We start from the raw sequence: 17034 nt of genomic DNA on the forward strand, positions 1-17034 counted from the left end.
AGTATTTGAACTTCATTTATGGTAAGTCCGAAATTATATCTTGTACCCACGCCCATTGGCAACCTAGAAGACATCACCCTGCGCGCCATTAATGTCCTCAAAAGCGTGGATGTGGTATTGGCAGAAGACACGCGCACCTCGGGAAACCTGCTCAAACACCTCGGGATTTCAAAACCCATGCAGAGCTACCATATCCATAATGAGCACCAAACTGTTCAAAAAATCATCGCCCGAATCTTGAAAGGGGAAAGTATGGCCTTGGTGTCGGATGCGGGAACGCCTGCGGTATCAGATCCAGGATTTTTGTTGGTACGCGAATGTTTGAAAAGCGGCGTTGAAATTGAATGCCTCCCTGGCCCGACGGCTTTTGTTCCTGCCTTGGTCAATTCGGGACTACCTTCTGACCGTTTTACTTTTGAGGGGTTTTTACCCCACAAAAAAGGCCGACAAACGCGCTTGACTGAACTCAAAGAAGAAGAACGAACGATGATTTTCTACGAATCACCGCATCGACTTTTGAAATCGTTGGAACAATTTGCGGAGTATTTTGGGGGCGACCGTCAGGCGTCGGTTTCGAGAGAATTGACAAAAATGTTTGAGGAAACAGTCCGAGGAACATTAACAGAAATAATTGCTTACTTTACCGAAAAAACAATCAAAGGTGAAATCGTTATTGTCATTGCTGGGAAGTAGAGGTTTCCTGTTTCCTGTTTGGAGTTTCCAGTTTGGGGTTTCTAGTTTTTATCATACCGACAAACCCTTTTGTCATACCGACGAAGGAGGTATCCAGTTTCCAGTTTCCAGTTTGGGGTTTTCTGTTCGGGAATTACTTGTTTTGTCATACCGACGAAGGAGGTATCTAGCGCCATTCCTCTCCCTGCTGTTTGTTTCTTCCCTCACTGCTCAAACCCTTACCACAGATGCCAAAATCAGCTTGGTGACCATTGCCCCTGGTAACAGTGTGTTTGAAGGAAGTGGTTTTGGGCATAGTTCGTTGTGGGTGTCAGACCCAGCCAATGGTATCAACAAAAACTACAATTACGGGACTTTCACTTTTCAAACGGGTAACTTTTTGGTGAAGTTTGTGCAAGGTACGTTGCCATATACTCTTTCGGTGATTCCGATGGAGTACGTTGTGCCGCATTACGAAGCCGAGCGCAGGGACATGACCGAACAAGTGCTGAACCTCTCGCAAATGCAAAAACAGCGTTTGTACGATTTTCTCGAAAATAACGCCTTGCCCCAAAACCGTGAATACCAATACCGTTTCTTTTTTGACAACTGTTCCACGCGCTTGCGCGACGCGCTCACGGCGGCTTGCGGCGATAGTTTGGTCTATTATAACCAACCCATCGAAGGAGAAGCTAAGAGTTTTCGGGAATGGATGAACGACTATTTGGTGGAAAAACCTTGGGAACGTTTCTTAATGAATTTAGCCCTAGGGCTTCCTTCTGACGATGTAGCTACGCCCATGCAGGAAATGTACTTGCCGTACAATTTGATGCACCATTTCGACAAAGCCAAAGTAGGAGGCAAGCCGCTCGTCAGTGCAACGCAGCCTTTGGTGGTGACCAATTTCTCGCACATGGCCCAGCGGTCGCAACCTTGGTACCTTAGTCCGCTGTTTTTGTTGATTTTGTTGGTATTAGGCACCATTTGGCATACCCGCCGACAACAACAACAGGTAAAGATTGGCTATACTTTTGATAAAATACTTTTTACGATTGTTGGACTCATGGGATGGGTTTTATTTGGATTAGCCACCGCCACCAACCACGGCGTTACGGCTTGGAACCCGCACATTCTCTGGATGTTACCGCTGCATTTGCCTTTGGCTTTTTTCTTTAGTGGCGTTCAACAACGGAATTGGGTCGTAAAATACCTCCAAATCAGTTTTGGACTGGTGGGGCTTTACTTGTTGGTAGTAGCAGTAGGAAGCGTTATCAAAGGCTCATTTGTTGGGATGCCCGTCGAGGCTTGGTTACTCATTTTCTGCCTTGTCCATCGGTTGTTCTTTTTACTTAAAACAAAGCGTTAAGAGATGGCAATTTTTAAATCACAGAATCCAGAAAATATTCCTAAATATGACAAGGGATATTGGCATAGTAAAACGCCACAAGAACGTTTGTCTGCGGCCTTGCAATTAATCCTTCACGCCAAAGAAATTTACAGTGCTAATCCTTTAAATCCGCCATTAGATAATGGAACCAGAATATTTAAATCTCGTACGCCTATTAAACGAAGAAAAGGTTGAGTATGTAGTTCTAGGTGGCCATGCTGTTATAGCTCATGGGTATTTGAGAACGACGGGAGATATTGATATTTTTGTGAATCCTACACCTGAAAATGCAGAAAAAATTGTATTGGCATTGGAAAAATACGGATTTACTAATGGAGAGTTTGAAGTTTCGGATTTTACTTTAGTGCCTAACTACTTGTCTTTTAGTCGATACGATGGATGGATTGATTTAATGACTTTTACAGTTGGGGTGACGTTTGAAGAATGTTATCAAAACAAAATTGAGTTGGAAGTACAAGGAGTCAAAATCAAATTTATTAATTTGAGAGAATTGATAAAAAACAAGAAAACATTGGGGAGACCCCAAGATTTGAATGACCTACAAAACTTAGAAAATTTAGAGTAATGAACCTCGAAAATATTACATTACAAACCATAGAAATTGTCCGCCAAGCGGGAGGATTTATAAAACAAGAAGCGGCAAAATTTGACCGTTCGCAAACCGAATACAAAGCCGCCAATAACCTCGTTTCGTACGTTGACAAAGAAACTGAAAAAATGTTGGTTTCTGGTTTGCGCCAAATTTTACCCGAAGCAGGATTTATTACGGAAGAAGGCACGGCAGGTGAGGAGTCCAATCCCGATGAATTGTACTGGGTGATTGACCCGCTTGATGGAACGGCCAATTTCATCCACGGCCTACCCGTATATTGCGTAAGTGTGGGATTGGTGCAAAATAGCATCCCTATTGCTGGGGTGATTTATCATTTAGGAACAGAAGAGCTCTTTTATGGATGGCAAGGCGGAGGAGCGTGGAGTTTGAGTTTACGATATATGTTAGGAGGACTACCGCTTGAGGAATCGTTCTTGCAAAATGCCACCCGTCTAAAAGTCTCTACCGCATCCACCCTCGGCGATAGTCTTCTGGCCACGGGTTTCCCTTATTATAAATTTGAAAAGCAAGACCGTTACCTCAAAATCTTAGAAACCCTCATGCAGCGTTGCCACGGTTTGCGACGCATGGGAGCTGCTGCCATTGATCTAGCCTACGTTGCGGCGGGTCGTTTTGAAGCTTTTTATGAATATAACCTCAATTCGTGGGACATGGCGGCGGGAGCACTGCTTATTTTAGAAGCAGGTGGGCAAATTACCGACTTTTCAGGTGGTCAAAATTGGTTGTTTGGAGGTGACGTAATTGCGGGCTGCGCTGCTCAGGCCGAATTGCTAGAGGTGATTCAAGAACATTGGGGATAACTCCTGAATGGCGTGTTAGCTAAGTTTGTTAAAAATTTTACCCGCTGATTAGCGCAGATTGAGAAGCGCAGATAATCACAGATGTAATTTCTTTTTCAGCGAAAATCTGCGTTTGTATTAATCTGCGGACTTCTGCGGGCGAAACAATGAAATTATTTGCTTAACAATGTGTTGAATTACAGGTAATTGTTCTTTAAAAAAGGCTTTCATGGGTAACTCACAAACGTTACCAACATGAAAGCCTTTTTGATAGTTAGTCTCTTTCTCGTAAGCTTTTCGCTTTACTCCCAAGTACCCGAAGAGTATCCCGTTCACCCCGATGCAAAAGTCAAAGAGGGGACACCTAAAGGGGAAATTCTTAAATTCACTTTCGAAAACTCGAAATTCTTCCCAGGAACTTGGCGGGAATATTGGGTGTATGTTCCTGCGCAATACACGCCTTCACAACCAGCCTGTGTTTATGTCAATCAAGATGGGGTTCAGTGGCAAGCGCCTACGGTTTTTGACAACCTTATTCACCAAAAAGAAATGCCCGTTACGATTGGGGTGTTTGTGATGCACGGGCGAGTGAAAGCCGAACAGCCAGAGAATGCGCTAGACCGTTTTAATCGCAGTTTTGAATACGATGGACTTGGGGATACCTATGCTCGTTTTTTATTAGAAGAACTCCTTCCCGAAGTAGAAACCAAAAAAACGTCGGATGGAAGAGCTATTCGACTGTCGAAAAATGGCAATGACCGTGCCATTGGCGGGTCGAGTAGTGGGGCCGTTTGTGCGTTTACCGCTGCTTGGGAACGCCCTGATGCCTTTTCAAGGGTTTTTAGCGCAATTGGTACGTATGTGGGCTTGCGTGGTGCAGACCGTTATGCAACGCTAGTTAGGAAATATGAACCTAAACCTCTCCGCATCTTTTTACAAGACGGTACGAATGACTTAAATATCTACGCGGGCGATTGGTGGATGGCCAATCAGACGATGGAGCGGGCGTTGATTTTTTCTGGGTATGAAGTGCAGCACATCTGGGGCGAAGGAGCACATAATGGTAAGCATGGGACGGCTATTTTTGCGGATGCCATGCGTTTTTTATGGAAAGACTGGCCTCAAACGCCAAAAGTCGGCCAAACCAAGAACCCCATGCTCAACGATATTTTACTCCCCAACGAAGATTGGCAATTGGTAGGCGAAGGGTATAAATTTGCCGAAGGCTCCACCGCGAATGCCAAAGGAGAGGTGTTTTTTGCCGATGGCGATGCAGCTACGCTTTGGAAAGTGGGTGATAACAATCAAGTGGGGTTATTTGCCAAAAATTCGGGAAACTCTTATGGGTTAGCTTTCAATCCCGATGGGAAAATGTATTCTTCTACTTTAACAACCAAAGTAATCAATGCGTACGATGCGGGCGGAAAACGTACAAAAATCACAGAAGGGTTTGCAGGAAATGATTTGGTGGTCGCCAGCAACGGAAATACCTACGTAACGAGTCCGTCGCCCGATCCAAAAGTGCCAAGTAAAGTGTGGTTAGTGCGTCCAAATGGGCAAAAATTGGTGGTGGACGAGGGATTAAAATTTCCGAATGGGATTACCCTTTCACCCGACCAAACATTGCTGTATGTGTCTGATACGCGTTCTCATTGGGTATATAGCTATTCGATTTTACCCGATGGTACGTTGGCCAACAAACAAAAATACTATTGGCTACACGCGCCCGACACCGCCGATGACGCAGGGGCAGATGGGATGAAGACCGACCGAGATGGCCGCTTGTACGTGGCGACACGTTTGGGCATTCAAGTGTGCGACCAAGCGGGGCGGGTCAATGCCATCATTCCGACTCCCAACGGTGATGTTTCTAATCTTTGTTTTGGGGGCGAAAATTTTGATGTCTTGTACGCGACTTGCGGCGATAAGGTTTACAAACGCAAAGTCAAAGTAAAAGGAGCAAACGCTTGGGGGCAACCCAACAAGCCCGCCCCTCCGAGGCTTTGATCTTAATTACACGGATTTACCTTGACTTCGGCCGTAAAAACAGTGGTGTTTTCGGCCGTGAACCCTGGCTCTAACGTAATCGCTTGGCCTGCTCGGTAGATGACATTGGTGGCATTTCCACTGATTTTATTGGTGGCCTTTACCGTTTTGCTGGCTTTCTTGGTGGTGCTTCCTGCGGTGAGGTTGTCGGTAGGGCTTGCCATCACGATGGCATCGGGGCAGGGTGTGTATTGAATATTCCACGAGACCAAGTACTGATGGGTGGTTGGGTGAGTGTCAGACTTAGATAAGGTAGTTTTATCAATCACTTTTGCCACCAAGGTATTATTACCTGACGCGAGGGTGCTGGTGTTTAAAAGATAGGTGTCGCTATTGGTTATCAACGAATTGCCGTTGAGCGTCCAAGTGATTTCGAGCGTATTTGGGACTGGTTTTAAAGTTGATAATGCAAAGGTGAGGTTTGAATTGGCCGTAAGGGTGGCACTGTTGGCGGGGCTAAAACTTGTGATGGAGCTGGCCAAGTTGTGGATTTGCTCAACGATGGCTTCTCGACACACCGAGCAAAAATTGACGCCCAAAAATCGCATCTTGCAATTTTGGTGGGGGCGATACCAAAGGGCTTGGTTGCCGCTTGTACCATGTTGAAAAATTCCTACGCTGTTGATACCATACCAGTTTTTCCATTTAACCAAACTAGGGTTGGTTTGCTGGGTCATGTTGGCCGCTTCGCGGGCGTAAACATCTCCTGCCCAATATTCGTCAGAAAGAGCTGAAAAAGAGTGGCCTAGCTCATGTACTGCAATTTCAAAAGCACTAGCATTGATGGAAGTAGTGGCATAAGCACCTCCCGAACCGCCGTATTCGGTGGAGTTGACAATGATTAAAACTTGGTCATAATCGGGAAAATTACTGGCCAATACCGAAGAAATAGCGGCGTATTTGGTAGAAACTAAAAGTCGGTGAATGTTGGCATAGTCAAAAGTTGAACCGAAATAATTGTCTGGGTTTGAGGCAGGAATAACGGGTTCGTTCACATCGGTGGCCGTCGCAGGGTGTTTGGCTCCCGATTGATTGGAAGGCACCTTGACAATATCGACGTTGAAGTAGTTTTTGTACTCTTTAAACGGGGTAACTGAGAATAAGTAATTGGTGATGTTTTGGGCATCGGTTTTAAATTGGTCTTGTTGCGCGGCGGTATATCCGTCGCCTAATAAAACAATATTTATCAGCTTACTTCTGTCGCCGTTGTTGAGCAAAGATTCCGTCGGAAAAGTTTGGGCAAACGAGAGACTAGCACCTACCAGCCACCCAAATAGGAGTATAAATCTTTTCATTTTACAAGTCCATGCTAAAAGTGGAAAAATTTTGTGCCCTTGCTCGTTTGTTTTGGGGCTGCAAGGTGAGTTTTTTCATCTGGCTGGCGTATTGAAAACGTACTATAAACTCGGAGGACTCTTGCGTAGCAACGTGCCGATGAATGGTGCCATCGGGCTCAAACGACTCTATGGAGGTGCTCAGTGGGTTATCAATTTCAAGGCTTTTGGCCAATTGCTGTTGCGCATCCAGAATGGAAAAGACAAGCTTGTCGGGAGTATGCGAATGCACCTTTTCGTTTTTGATTTTTCCATTCACGATTTTTTTGTCCAGAAGTTGAATTTGAAAGTCATCCCCGTTTTTCACTTTGGAGATTTTAAACGTCAAAAACATAATCTTCGCCTCTTCTTGCGCTCGTAACTGCGTAAAAGCGCCAGTGAGCATAAATAGTAGTAATAGCCTCCTTGTTTTCATGGAAAGGACTGTTTGTTAAAAATCAATGTAAGGTATCAATAGTTTAGTCAGCTTGCACTCCAAACCATTGAAAATTATCCTACGGTTTTGTGGGAATTTACCTAAAAATGTCTTAACTTGACCATAGATAAAAATTTTGTTTTTTTTCAATCCTGACGCAACCTTTCCCACTTCCTCTCCGTAACGCTATATTGAATGTTATTTTCTCGTGCGTTGAAAACATTACCGGAACTTCTTGAGGGCTGCTTGCGCAATGACCGTAAGTGTCAAGAATTGCTTTACAAGCAATTTTATGGCTACGCTATGGGAGTGTGTATGCGTTATGTGCCCAATCGAGATGAGGCGCTGGAGGTTGTCAACGATGGTTTTTTAAAAATTTTCCAAAAAGTGCAGATGTATGACGCCGATAAGCCTTTCAAAGTGTGGCTCAAAAAGGTCATGATTAATACTGCCTTGGATTTTTATCGTCAAAACGTGAAATTTCAAAATCACGATGACATTAGTAGCATTGAAAACACGGCAACAGCGTCGGAGAGTCATTCTGCCCATAGCCAATTGGAATATGAGGAATTGGTTGGGTTGATTCAACAACTCACACCTTCGTACCGAGCCGTGTTTAACTTATACGTAATTGACGGTTATTCACACGAAGAAATTGCCCAAAAACTGGGTATTAGTGAGGGAACTTCCAAGTCTAACTTGGCACGGGCCCGCGAAAATTTAAGAAGTATGTTATTGAAAAAGGGAAACGATGAGTATGCAAGAGTTACCAGATGACAGACTGGACGAACTCTTCAGAAAGTCGTCTGAGGAGTTTGAGCCAACGTTTGACCCAAAAGCATGGGAAGCCATGCGCCGTAAGTTGGACGACGAGGACACAAAGCCAGGGGCTTGGTGGTGGCGCCGCGCAGGGGTCATTGGAGGCATTGTGTTGCTTTTAGGCTTGGGAAGTTATTGGTTTTGGCCTAATACAAGTAAAATTCAGGCTGTTTCTACGAAAATTGAAACGAAGACAGCGGTGTCTCAACCAAATGCCCCGAAGGTAAGTGAGCCAAGCCAATCGAAAAAGGTAGCCTACGAAATCAATGTTTCTGAAACACAAAAAAACAACCCCGATGCAGCGCAAGAAGAAGCCCCTACACTGGATGAAAAACCGCGTCTAGCATTAGAGAAAAAAGAAAAAGAGCAGTTAACCCAAATTCAACAAGCTAAAAAACAGTCCATTGCGTCTATTAAAGCGCGTTCTGGTGCAGTAGATGTAACCCGTAAAAAATCGCTTGCCCTTAAAAACACGCGGGAGCCTGTTTTAAAACAAACCGAAGAGGATGGCCAAACGACCCGTTGGGTAAAGGATTCAAAGAACAAACGAGTTACGACTGAAAAGGTAAGCTCGAAGTCTCCGTCGGATGTTTTTTCCTCAGAAAGAAAGCAAGATAAAAAGAGAGATACGATGGTTTCGGTTGTGCTAAAGGATACCGAGTCCGACGAGCGTGTGCCTCAGGCTTCTTCCAATGAACCTCAAGGGCTCACAAATTTCAATATTACGTTGAATGAACTTGTGGCTAAAAACTGGAAGCTGCTTGCCGTATCTGTTGCAGAACCAACGGTAACGTATTTGCCACCCGCTCCGCCTCCTGTTGTAAAGAGAAAAGAATCGGCCGAACCTCCCACCGCTTTTCAGAAAGGACTGAGCACGCGTGTGGTAGCGACGCCCGATTTGAGTTTTATCTCGTCGAGCGAAATGCTTAAAAACCCTCGTTTGGCGTTGGGTATGATGTTGGAGTACCGTTTTGCGCGCCGCTGGAGCATTCAGTTGGGCGTTATAAAAAGTGATAAAGTCTATACAGCCACGGGCGAGCAGTACAAATGGCCTGAAATTTGGAACTCACAAAAAGCCAGACCAACGGAAGTGGCGGCCAATTGTAAGGTATTAGACATCCCAATCAATATCCGTTTTGATGTTTTGGAAGGCCGTCGAAGTCGGTGGTTTGTATCGTCGGGTGTATCGAGCTACAAGATGATAAATGAAAGGTATGATTATACCTACCCACTGCATTCATATCCAAAATGGATGAGCTGGGAAGGTTCAACGGGTAGTTATTGGTTGGGCGTGTTGAATGCTTCGGTGGGAGTGGAACGACAAATTGGTCGTAATTTTTCGCTCCAAGTAGAGCCATTTTGGAAAATTCCCATGGCCGAAGTGGGCTTTGGGAAAATTAGACTTCAGACTTCAGGCATTTTCATTTCCGCTAAATATCGTTTATCGCGAACAGGGTTTTGAGAAACCCTTGGCGCTGGTACTCGGCGTAGTGGTCGGGTTTTGAGAAACCCGACCCACCGTGCTGAGGGTTTCTCAAAACCCGAATAACAGTGTGAAGGGTTTCTCAAAACCCGACCAAAACCTGCGCCGCCGTGTGCTGAGGGTTTCTCAAAACCCGAATAAACCTGTGCCACCGTGCAAGAGGGTTTCTCAAAACCCGACCCAAACAGCGAATCAAGGCTGATTCCTTAAAAATCAATCCGATAAAAGAACACAGGTAAGAACCCAAGCTGATATTCTTGCTTAAAGTATGGCGCTTGCGGGATATAGCTTAGGCTCAGTTGATTTTTGCTACCCAGTACATTCACGATGTCCACCGCAATGGTGTGCGTCAAACGATTTTTATTGATTTTGTATTCTGTTTTTAGGTCAAAACGCTTGTAAGGGCTGAATTGCAGTGAATTACGTGTGGCATCAGCATAAATAATTTCCTGTGCCAACCGCGATTGCGCTGCATCAACGGGGCCGTACCAGCGCCCACCCGTGGCCGTAAACTTCGCGCCGATGTTGAGACTTTTGCGTTTGTTGAACGTAAACTCTTTGGAAAATAGCGCGTTGAAGGCATATTTTCCGTTAAAATCGGTATTTCTCCAAATCTTATCCGAGCCTTGGTATTTTGCATCAAACAACGACGCCGTTACCAAAAAATAATAGCTGTTGCTGAAAAACTTTTCCAAGGTCATTTCAACTCCGTAGTTCTGCCCGATGCCACCATTTTGAAGTTGGTTGGGGAATAACCGAGAAAAGCCCGCCCCCGAGTTGACCAAGGAATACGAAGAAATGGTTTTTTCAACGGGAATATCGAAGAGATTTTGGTAATATGCTTCTACGAGCAATCGCAAATTATCCGCGAGCATTTTACTATACCCAGCCACAAAATGCCAACTTTTGGAGAAACCTACGTTTTTGACGGGGAATCGCGTACTGGCATTTGCTCCTCCTTGGTCGTAAAAATAAAGGTAAGAAGGCACCCCCTGGCTATGTAAGCCCGTGGCAAACGTGAGTTTTTGGCGTTGGGGAAGTTCCAAAGCAAACCCAACTCTTGGTTCGATAATGGAGTAACTATTGGTATTGATTGAACTGTAAAGGCTACTAAGCCCCGCGTTGAACGAAAAGTTTTCGGTGAGGTAATGTTTGAACTGAACGTAAGGCTGTAGTAACACATACGTCGCATTATTGGTGTTCCAACGGGTCACCCAAGCGTTCCATTTTTGGGTGGTTTCATTAAAAGAGCGAGCTTGGTCAAAAGCTGTAAAGCTATATAAATCAGCCGTTAATCCTACTTTTAATGTGCTTTTTGCACCCCATTTTTTGTTCAAATAAGTAGCCAACGAATATTTGTTTTCGGTAAACTTGTAATCCAATAATGGCCGAAGTGAGTCAATCACAAAGCGTTTGTTCTCGATGAATGGCTCTCCTTGGGCATTTTTGCGTAAAAACAAAAAATCGTGGTTAGCGTCTTGGCTGTTGGCAGAAACGGCTACGGTTGCTTTAAAAAATGTACGCTTATTGATAGGTTTATTCAGCGTAATTCCGCCCACTGCAATGTTGGTAGAGAAGTATTGATCTCGGTCGTTTTGTCCAAAAATATTGCGGTCAGATGCTTCTTGTTCACTGATTAAAATGTCAATCGTGCTGGCGCCGCCTACGCCCCAAATAGCAACGTTCCCGCCTTTTTTCAATGGAAAATTAAAACGTGCAAAGCCGTCAGCATAGGTTGGGGTGGCTTCCGTGCCGATGTCGATGCCCGCTTTTTTGAACAGCCATAAGTTGGCGTAGCGGCCTGTCATCAAGTAGGAAGCTTTGCTTTTTTTCGACAACGGCCCTTCGGCTAAAAACTCCGTGCCCAAAAAACCAAATTGGGCCGAAAGTTGGTGCTTTTCGTCGTTGCCGTTGCGCAGTTTTAGGTCAAAAACGCCTGACGTTGTGTTGCCAAATTCGGCAGGAAAGGCACCCGTAAAAAAGTCAGAATTGGCCAAATACTTGTTGTTGATAATCCCCACGGGTCCGCCCGACGTTCCCGAAATGGCAAAGTGGTTGGGATTGGGGATATTGATACCTTCCAGTCGCCAAAGCACTCCCGAAGGTGAATTTCCCCGAATCACGATGTCGTTGCGCGAATCATCCGCTCCTTGTACACCCGCAAAGTTGGAGGCCATCCGAGCGGGTTCTCCGCGGCTTCCCGCGTATCGCCCCGTTTCTTCTACCGAAAACTGACGCGCGCTAACCGTGGCCATTTCGTTGGCGGCTTCGCCGTTGCGTTTGACTTTCACGACTACCGTATTGAGTTCTGTCACAGATTCTTCCATTTCGAGGTTCAAAACCGTTTCGCGGCCTGCTTCTACGACGATGTTGTTGAGCAAAATTTCTTTGTAACCTACCAACGTAAAACGCAAAGTTTGTCGGCCTACGGGGACATTGGGCAGTCGAAAATTACCGTCTATGTCCGTCACCGTTCCCACGGGCTGGGCAGCATTATTGACCAAAAGGGCAGTCACGCCTATCAATGGAAATTTGGATTCTTTGTCCACCATTTTTCCACGAACAGTTTGAGTGGGTTGGGCGAAAGTGGAAAGAGTAACTAATAAAAGAAAGGTGGATAGAAGTATGTTTTTCATTATCATTAACTTTATGAAAGCGCGGAAATCAACATTAAAAAAGCGGTTGCTAAAACAGTCCCTAAGGCCGTGCGCCAATACCGCCGTTTTTCTCGTTTTCGCTCGTCAGGTGTCATTTCTTTGAAGGGTTTCATGTGTTTGTCAATAGCCCGTCCTAAGAAATAAAAACCGCCCGCCAAAATGCCTAAACCCAACAATAGCACCGCTACTGCTGCCCAACCAATACCCGCACAAGCAAGATTACAGGCAAGGATTGCACTTATATAAGCAAGCGCCACACCCGCCACAAAAAGCAAAATATAGCCCAGACGCAACAACCCCTCGTTCGATGATTTTGCTTTTCTATCTTCTTCTTTTGGAGATAGTTTTTTTGAAAAATTGGGACGCTGCTCGCTTGTTACCACCGTCATACTGCTGTGGAGGCTGGAAGTGGGTTGGGGTGACTGCACCATGCTGCCTAGTACAGCGCCACCCAAGGTATAAATCCACAAATTGAGACAAAAAAGGCTAACAAAAATTCGCTTTTGAAACAAAAAGCGAGTGGTTGAACGAAGGTGCTGAAATTCCGTTTTTTGATACTGTAAAATCAAAGTTCGAACCACAAAAGCACTTCCGATGAGCACCGACAGTTGTAAAGGTAATAGCCCCGCCAATAAGGCACTACCAACCGCAATTCCAATACAAACATTGGTTAGTTCACAGAGTACAATGGCCAGCATGGCTGGCCGAGCGTGTTGAGAGGCCCAGCGGGCTACGTACGATTCCATAGACGGCAGTGGTTAGTGTGAATAAAAAGAGCGAGTTCTAGGATATAAATATCGCAAAACTCGCTCGTCTTTCAAGTGAATGGGGAAAATTACTCAAACACCCAGCCTACATATACAATACGGCCGATGGGCGCTGCTCCATACACTTGCACGGCGTTGGTGTTCAGTAAATTGGTGCCACCGAGGCGAAGGGCACTTTTGATTTTTGGTAAACGGTAACTCACTTGTCCGTCCAACGTTCCAAAAGCTTGGATATAACCCTCATCAACGGGCATAAAATAAGTGTATCCGCTGGTGTGGCGGTAGTTAAATGCGTACGAAACGTTTTTCAAAGGCTCTCCTTGCACGCCTACGTTGAATTTGTGCGTAGGGGTATTAAATCCTAAAATCAAGCCTGGTACATCGTTTTCGTTGATATTCGACCAAGTGTAGTTGGTGTTGATGTTTAATTTTTTGGAGAAGAAATACTCAAGACTCACGATGGCTCCTTGCGTATGCACTTCTTTATCGGCATTGGCCCAGGTTTGCATCAAACGCCCACGGGTACGGTCGGTGGTAGGTTTGGCAAAATCACCCGTGGCCGAAGGCAGTGGAACGCCCGTTGGAGCCAGCCCATCTTCCCGACCGTAAAAACGCAGGGTTCCAATAAAATTGTTGTAAACCGAACGGTAATAACTCGCGTCCACGTACAAGCCTTTGGCAATCTGACCTTTATAGCCAATTTCCCACGTATTCATCTGCTCAGGAGCAATTTTCTTGAGCGTGATGGGTTTCAAGAAATCAGGATTTGCTTGTCCATTGGGCAAGGCTGAAACAGCATTCAAACCTTGGTAGCCGTTTGTGACGTTTCCTGCCACCAACAATGTGCCAAAATCGAGGTAAATAAATTGGTCTAACTGAGCAGGCTGGCGAAATGCTTGGGCGTAGTTGACGCGGAAATTATGTTGGCGGTTGTCACCCAGCGAAAGTACGGCCGAAAGGCGCGGTGAAAAACGACCACCAAAATTGCGGAATTGGTCAAAACGTCCTGCGGCGGCTAGTTTCAAGCGATTTTTCCACAGGCTATAACGAAGCTGTCCGTAGGCTCCTCCGTCCCAGTTCACGATGCGGTCGCGGTATTGAACTTCGTTGGTATTGGCGGCAATGGGCGAATTAGGTCCGTCGGAAAACAACGTTCCTGCCGATTGCAACAAATGGGTACGGTACGATGCCCCAGCGATGGCGTTGAGTTTGCCAATGTTCCATTCGCGTTGGCCGCTAATATCCCAAAAACGAGCGGTGTTGGCAAAAGCCGCCCCCCGTACCGTTTTGGTGCCGTTGACGTCAATCAAACCAATTCCTGCCACCACTTGCTCTCTAAGTTGCTGGAAAAGCGGGCTTCCAACGGGTAATTGGGCACCCGCAGCGAGTTGGGTGGCCAAGGCTTGAGCAGCTTCTATGCTTTGGTTTCCAGCAATTGACTGAGAAAGAACGTACGGATTTGGCGTTCCTCCCGCCGAATTTGGAGCAAAGGCGTTTAAGGCTGTGCCCGCTGCTAGGCCATTGCTACGTGCAGCGGTAAAGACTTGGTTCCAAACCGAAAAATAGTTTTGGGCAAAAGTAGGATAACGTGTGCCGCTGGGCTGGTTGCCTGCGGCCATGGGAGCGTTCATCAAACCGCTGGCCAACGAACCCAAGTCGTAAGCTTTGCCGCCGTAATCGAATACCGTGTAAGCCCGCAAAAACCATTTGTCGGTTTTAAGTTCGACCCGATGCACGTCGTATTTCATGCCGCGCTGGGCGTAGCGACTGGTACTTTGAAAAATACCGTTGCTGACCGACAACCGATATTCATAAACCGCGCGAAGTTTGGGGGTAATTTGCCAATGAAACGACGGGTTGATGCGGTAATTTCCTGCTTTGTAATTGCCATTATTGAACAATTTAAACGGATTCCCCGACGACTCGGGCCAGTTGGCCATTTCGGCTTCGGTGTAGCCTCTTGTGTAAATGCGGTAGCTTTGATTATTGTTCAAAGCCGTGAGTGCTGGCGTGGTGATGGTGCTGCCAACCTCTCCGTAACGGTTGATGGCGTTCCAGCCTGAGTTGCTTCCTTCGGCGTTGTTTAGAGGGTCAGAACCTGCCAAACCACCCGAAGTGACGCGTTTGATGGCGGCGCTGTTGGAAGCCAAAAATTCGTCGGCTTCAAAGTAGTTGGCACTGATTTTAAACGCAAAACGGTCACCAAACACTTTGGCGTAGCGGAGTTGGCCGTCAATCATGCTGCGATTCCCGCCTCGCAACGAAGCCGAAAGTCCTTGGTATTTGAACGGGTCTTTGGAGTGCATGAGCAGTACGCCGTTGAAGGCATTGGAACCGTACAAAGCGGAATTGGCACCAAATACCACGTCCACACTTTCCATGTCTAGTTCAGAAACACCTACCCAGTTTCCGTAGTAAAGCGAGGCCGTTGGAGACGCTACATCGACGTAGTCGGCGAGTTGAACGACGCGTTCGGCTTTTGAACTGTTGAAACCACGGGTACTAAAACTGGTGATTAGCCAGCTCGATTGGCTTACGTCAATGCCTTTGAGGCGGGCGAGCGAGGAAATAAATTCGGTGGAAGGCAGACGTTTGAGTTGAGCAGCAGTGAGGCGTTCGACCGAAACGGGGGTTTCCATGAGCGGCTCGGCGGTGCGGGAGGCCGATACAATCACCTCTTTTAAATAAAGAGTGTCTAATTCGAGGTTTTTTTTCTTGGTTGGGACTTGCGCAAACGAAAATTTAATGGCACTTAAACTTAGTAAAATGGGAGTGAAAAATTGTTTCATTTTTCGTTTTTCGTGGGATAGTTTGCTGCAAACTTAGAGACAAACATTTATGATTGAGCAAAAACGCTTAAAATTTCTCCTCAAAATTTCACTTTTTGTCTTCAATAAAATATTTCTTTAATACAACGTGAGTTTATAAAAAAACAAAGAAATAGATTTAAAAAGTACTTGAAGTATTGTATTTTACAAAGTTCGGGTTTAGCTTTGTTAATCTCTATTTTACCAAAAATTTACACATCAGTTTAGAATGGAAACCAAGATGGATCACCACCTCGCCGTGCCTGTGGGTGTGACGCTCGATCGTTACATCATGCACAACCAAAATTCCTTCGCTTTTGCTACGGGAGAGCTTTCTCAACTTCTTCGAGACATTGCTTTGGCAGGAAAAATTATTAACCGCGAAATCAATCGTGCGGGATTGATTGACATTACGGGGGGCTTCGGGACGAACAACGTTCAAGGGGAAGCTCAACAAAAACTCGACGTTGTTGCTAACATTCGTTTTATCCGTGCGCTCATCAATGGCGGAGAAGTATGCGCCATTATTTCGGAAGAAGATGATGGCATCATTTATACGGGCAACAACAACGCCAAATACGTGGTGGCGATGGATCCGCTTGATGGCTCGTCGAATATCGACGTCAACGTGTCTATTGGTACAATTTTCTCCATTTACCGCCGCATAACGCCGCTGGGGACTCAGCCTTCGTTGGAAGATTTTATGCAGGGTGGCGAAGAACAAGTGGCGGCAGGTTATATTTTGTACGGTTCGTCCACCATTTTGGTATATACGACGGGCAATGGCGTCGCAGGTTTTACGTATGATTCGTCGTTGGGAGAATTTATTTTGTCGCACCAAAACATCAAAAGCCCCAAAGACGGAAAGATTTTTTCGTACAACGAAGGGAATTACAATCAGTACGCCGAACCGATTAAAACGTACCTCAACCACTGCCGTGACCGAGGTTATTCGTCGCGTTATATTGGGTCGTTAGTGGCTGATTTTCATCGGAATTTGCTCAAAGGTGGCGTGTATCTCTACCCGCCTACGCACAAAGATGCCAGCGGAAAACTTCGCCTTTTGTACGAATGTTACCCCTTGGCGATGATTGCCGAACAAGCAGGTGCCAAAGCCTCCGACGGCTCGCAGCGCGTGCTTGATATCAAGCCTGATTCTCTTCATCAACGCGTACCGCTCTATATCGGCGCCGAAACGATGGTAAAGGAATTGTTGGGGCTGCTGAAATAGAAA

General features: G+C 45.8%; 14 protein-coding genes. 9 read left to right on the forward strand and 5 right to left on the reverse strand.

Annotation, left to right across the window (positions count from 1 at the left end; genetic code table 11):
• Window positions 1-18 precede the first annotated feature (18 nt).
• From rsmI to K339_RS0125295, 6 genes are all read left to right on the forward strand, one after another.
• Window positions 19-693, forward strand: coding sequence for a 16S rRNA (cytidine(1402)-2'-O)-methyltransferase (rsmI, locus tag K339_RS0125275; protein ID WP_028526098.1), 675 nt, complete (start codon window positions 19-21; stop codon window positions 691-693).
• The gene (locus K339_RS34780; protein WP_169731897.1) at window positions 662-2038 is read left to right on the forward strand and encodes a lipoprotein N-acyltransferase Lnb domain-containing protein; all 1377 of its coding nucleotides are present in this window, start codon (window positions 662-664) and stop codon (window positions 2036-2038) included. The genes rsmI and K339_RS34780 overlap by 32 nt, the downstream gene beginning before the upstream one ends.
• Window positions 2039-2041: 3 nt before the next feature.
• A complete protein-coding gene (locus tag K339_RS36780) occupies window positions 2042-2254 on the forward strand; it encodes a hypothetical protein (protein WP_084332311.1) in 213 nt (70 codons plus the stop codon).
• Entirely contained in the window at window positions 2202-2645 is a 444-nt protein-coding gene (locus tag K339_RS0125285; RefSeq protein ID WP_051398249.1) for a nucleotidyltransferase, read from the forward strand. The genes K339_RS36780 and K339_RS0125285 overlap by 53 nt, the downstream gene beginning before the upstream one ends.
• Window positions 2645-3493 (forward strand): inositol monophosphatase family protein, encoded by an 849-nt coding sequence (locus K339_RS0125290; RefSeq protein WP_028526100.1) that lies wholly within the window; start codon window positions 2645-2647, stop codon window positions 3491-3493. Before K339_RS0125285 ends, K339_RS0125290 begins: the two co-directional genes overlap by 1 nt.
• Window positions 3494-3727: 234 nt before the next feature.
• Window positions 3728-5479: an SMP-30/gluconolactonase/LRE family protein gene (locus K339_RS0125295; protein WP_028526101.1), complete on the forward strand. Its 1752-nt coding sequence runs from the start codon at window positions 3728-3730 to the stop codon at window positions 5477-5479.
• Window positions 5480-5481: 2 nt separating this feature from the next.
• Here the strand turns inward: K339_RS0125295 and K339_RS34785 are convergent, their stop codons facing one another.
• Both K339_RS34785 and K339_RS0125305 read right to left on the reverse strand, forming a co-directional pair.
• Window positions 5482-6813: a M64 family metallopeptidase gene (locus K339_RS34785; protein ID WP_051398250.1), complete on the reverse strand. Its 1332-nt coding sequence runs from the start codon at window positions 6811-6813 to the stop codon at window positions 5482-5484.
• 1 nt (window position 6814) lies between these two features.
• Window positions 6815-7267 carry a hypothetical protein gene (locus K339_RS0125305; RefSeq protein WP_157607741.1) on the reverse strand — a complete coding sequence of 151 codons (453 nt, stop codon included), beginning with the start codon at window positions 7265-7267 and terminating at the stop codon, window positions 6815-6817.
• A 195-nt stretch (window positions 7268-7462) separates the two neighbouring features.
• Here K339_RS0125305 and K339_RS0125310 point away from each other — a divergent pair, with 195 nt between their 5' ends.
• Entirely contained in the window at window positions 7463-8044 is a 582-nt protein-coding gene (locus tag K339_RS0125310) for an RNA polymerase sigma factor (protein WP_028526103.1), read from the forward strand.
• Window positions 8025-9548: a porin family protein gene (locus tag K339_RS0125315; RefSeq protein WP_028526104.1), complete on the forward strand. Its 1524-nt coding sequence runs from the start codon at window positions 8025-8027 to the stop codon at window positions 9546-9548. The genes K339_RS0125310 and K339_RS0125315 overlap by 20 nt, the downstream gene beginning before the upstream one ends.
• Before the next feature lie 227 nt (window positions 9549-9775).
• On the opposite strand, the gene K339_RS0125320 is transcribed toward K339_RS0125315, so the two are convergent.
• From K339_RS0125320 to K339_RS0125330, 3 genes are all read right to left on the reverse strand, one after another.
• The gene (locus K339_RS0125320; RefSeq protein WP_028526105.1) at window positions 9776-12205 is read right to left on the reverse strand and encodes a TonB-dependent receptor; all 2430 of its coding nucleotides are present in this window, start codon (window positions 12203-12205) and stop codon (window positions 9776-9778) included.
• Between the two features lie 11 nt (window positions 12206-12216).
• Window positions 12217-12972, reverse strand: coding sequence for a hypothetical protein (locus K339_RS0125325; protein WP_028526106.1), 756 nt, complete (start codon window positions 12970-12972; stop codon window positions 12217-12219).
• 89 nt (window positions 12973-13061) lie between these two features.
• Window positions 13062-15782 (reverse strand): TonB-dependent receptor, encoded by a 2721-nt coding sequence (locus tag K339_RS0125330; RefSeq protein ID WP_028526107.1) that lies wholly within the window; start codon window positions 15780-15782, stop codon window positions 13062-13064.
• Window positions 15783-16029: 247 nt separating this feature from the next.
• On the opposite strand from K339_RS0125330, the gene fbp reads away from it, so the two are divergent.
• Window positions 16030-17031 carry a class 1 fructose-bisphosphatase gene (gene fbp, locus K339_RS0125335; RefSeq protein ID WP_028526108.1) on the forward strand — a complete coding sequence of 334 codons (1002 nt, stop codon included), beginning with the start codon at window positions 16030-16032 and terminating at the stop codon, window positions 17029-17031.
• Window positions 17032-17034: the final 3 nt, after the last annotated feature.

The organism is Runella limosa DSM 17973 (genome assembly GCF_000482465.1).
Classification (GTDB): Bacteria; Bacteroidota; Bacteroidia; order Cytophagales; family Spirosomataceae; genus Runella; species Runella limosa.

Coding starts and splice junctions, on each gene's coding strand:
- rsmI (WP_028526098.1), top strand. CDS start 19: ATGGTAAGTCCGAAATTATATCTTGTACCCACGCCCATTGGCAACCTA.
- K339_RS0125320 (WP_028526105.1), bottom strand. CDS start 12,205: ATGAAAAACATACTTCTATCCACCTTTCTTTTATTAGTTACTCTTTCC.
- K339_RS0125290 (WP_028526100.1), top strand. CDS start 2,645: ATGAACCTCGAAAATATTACATTACAAACCATAGAAATTGTCCGCCAA.
- K339_RS0125315 (WP_028526104.1), top strand. CDS start 8,025: ATGCAAGAGTTACCAGATGACAGACTGGACGAACTCTTCAGAAAGTCG.
- K339_RS0125325 (WP_028526106.1), bottom strand. CDS start 12,972: ATGGAATCGTACGTAGCCCGCTGGGCCTCTCAACACGCTCGGCCAGCC.
- fbp (WP_028526108.1), top strand. CDS start 16,030: ATGGAAACCAAGATGGATCACCACCTCGCCGTGCCTGTGGGTGTGACG.
- K339_RS0125330 (WP_028526107.1), bottom strand. CDS start 15,782: ATGAAACAATTTTTCACTCCCATTTTACTAAGTTTAAGTGCCATTAAA.
- K339_RS36780 (WP_084332311.1), top strand. CDS start 2,042: ATGGCAATTTTTAAATCACAGAATCCAGAAAATATTCCTAAATATGAC.
- K339_RS0125310 (WP_028526103.1), top strand. CDS start 7,463: ATGTTATTTTCTCGTGCGTTGAAAACATTACCGGAACTTCTTGAGGGC.
- K339_RS0125305 (WP_157607741.1), bottom strand. CDS start 7,267: ATGAAAACAAGGAGGCTATTACTACTATTTATGCTCACTGGCGCTTTT.
- K339_RS0125295 (WP_028526101.1), top strand. CDS start 3,728: ATGAAAGCCTTTTTGATAGTTAGTCTCTTTCTCGTAAGCTTTTCGCTT.
- K339_RS0125285 (WP_051398249.1), top strand. CDS start 2,202: ATGGAACCAGAATATTTAAATCTCGTACGCCTATTAAACGAAGAAAAG.
- K339_RS34785 (WP_051398250.1), bottom strand. CDS start 6,813: ATGAAAAGATTTATACTCCTATTTGGGTGGCTGGTAGGTGCTAGTCTC.